Source organism: Hyphomonas sp., from assembly GCF_013823385.1.
Lineage (GTDB): Bacteria > Pseudomonadota > Alphaproteobacteria > Caulobacterales > Hyphomonadaceae > Hyphomonas.
Genome location: NZ_PNMA01000140.1, coordinates 1 through 1397, shown reverse-complemented (window position 1 = coordinate 1397; position 1397 = coordinate 1). Strand labels below are relative to the sequence as shown.

Annotated in this window: 2 protein-coding genes and 1 pseudogene; all 3 read right to left on the bottom strand. The window is 62.0% G+C overall.

The window, feature by feature from the left end; all coding sequences use genetic code 11:
* Window positions 1-46: 46 nt before the first annotated feature.
* Window positions 47-598: a TrbI F-type domain-containing protein gene (locus C0456_RS20535; RefSeq protein ID WP_291056568.1), complete on the bottom strand. Its 552-nt coding sequence runs from the start codon at window positions 596-598 to the stop codon at window positions 47-49.
* Entirely contained in the window at window positions 595-936 is a 342-nt protein-coding gene (locus C0456_RS20530) for a hypothetical protein (protein ID WP_291056565.1), read from the bottom strand. The genes C0456_RS20535 and C0456_RS20530 overlap by 4 nt, the downstream gene beginning before the upstream one ends.
* Window positions 933-1397: pseudogene (locus tag C0456_RS20525) on the bottom strand (type-IV secretion system protein TraC); the annotation flags it as partial. The gene C0456_RS20530 and the pseudogene C0456_RS20525, both read right to left, overlap by 4 nt.

Here is a 1397-nt window from a genome sequence, read left to right as displayed (position 1 = left end):
GCCGATGCCTGCAAGCTTGCCCGGCAAGGAAAGGCGGCGGCCCGGACTACTGGCCACCGCCCTGCCCTCCGACATTTGCAGACATGAAGGCCTGCATTTCCTGTTCAACGCGCGCTGCCTGACCTTGTGGGGGCGCAGCGAGAGCCTGAGCCGGTTGCGGGCGCGGAACCTTCGCATAGACGGCCGCCTTGACGCTCGGGGTCACATCAGGAACATCGCCGCCGATGATCGCCTCGTGGACCAAAACCACCTTGCCGGACTTCGATAGCCCGGAGACGGTCTGATCGAGCGCCGCCATGAAGACGGCGGTCTCGCGCGCGGCCGTCTGCTCATCGGTATTCGAGCGCGCCTGAGCCTGCAGATATTCGCCGATGATCCCCTGAAGCTGGAGCTGGACGAACTCCTGGCGTCCGGGCGCGTCGAACGCGATCGTCTTGGTGACCCATGCCCCCCAGACGAACACGGAAGCGGCAGCAGCAAAGAGAATGATTTCGCGCAGAGAAAAACCGGCAAAGCGCGAAGTGGGTTTGCGTCGCGCCGATTTTATCGTGGTTGGTTCCGCAGGGGCAGCGGAGGCATGCTCGAACAAGTCGGTCATTGATCGTCTCCCGAAACGTCGAAGGCTGAAATGAGGCTCGCGCGGCGGAAAAAGCCGAAAAGAACAAAGCCGATCAGGACAGCGCCGAAAGCGATGGCTTGGAACTGCTCGCGGCGCGCGAGGTCGGCGGCGAGCCAGCGGGCAGTCAGATTGCCGAGATGATGCATCGTGCCATCGAGCGTGAACCCGCCCAGCACGATGAAAAAGACAGCGAACATGCCGAGGGTCGCGAGGGTCGTCGTCGCCAGCCATCCGGTGAGCCGCAGACCGAAAAGAGCAAAATCCTGCGGGATCAGCCTCGCTCTCTTGGAGCCCGATTGAAGCGATAGAGAGCTCATTCGGCCGCCTCCCGGAACTCGTGCTCTTCAGGGAAAGCGACCGCTTCGATCGCATCCTGCATCGCGTAGCCGCGGTGCACATAGGCCTCGACTTCGGCAAAGACATGCGGGCTCGAGGAATAGAGAGTGCCCGAGAAACGATCGAGAACAAGCCGGGCGACGCATTCGGTATCCGGCCCCCGGATGAAGATGTCCGAATAGTCGGTACCGTTGCGCTTCAGCGACCGGAGCAGCGCCTCGGTCATGTTGTCCATCTCGAAGCGGTCCGAGTTGCGGAAGTCAGAAATGGTCTCGCCCTTCTGCTGAAGGATCAGGAACCAGTCCGAGTTCTCGAGCGCGGCGCGCGAGCCTTCCGACTTGTAATAGTCATGGATCGACTGGGTCGCGGTGATGAGCGAGCCGCCATATTTGCGGCAGGTGCGCGAATAGGTCTCGACAAAGTCGGCCATCGCCCCGCCCTT

Coding starts and splice junctions, on each gene's coding strand:
- C0456_RS20535 (WP_291056568.1), bottom strand. CDS start 598: ATGACCGACTTGTTCGAGCATGCCTCCGCTGCCCCTGCGGAACCAACC.
- C0456_RS20530 (WP_291056565.1), bottom strand. CDS start 936: ATGAGCTCTCTATCGCTTCAATCGGGCTCCAAGAGAGCGAGGCTGATC.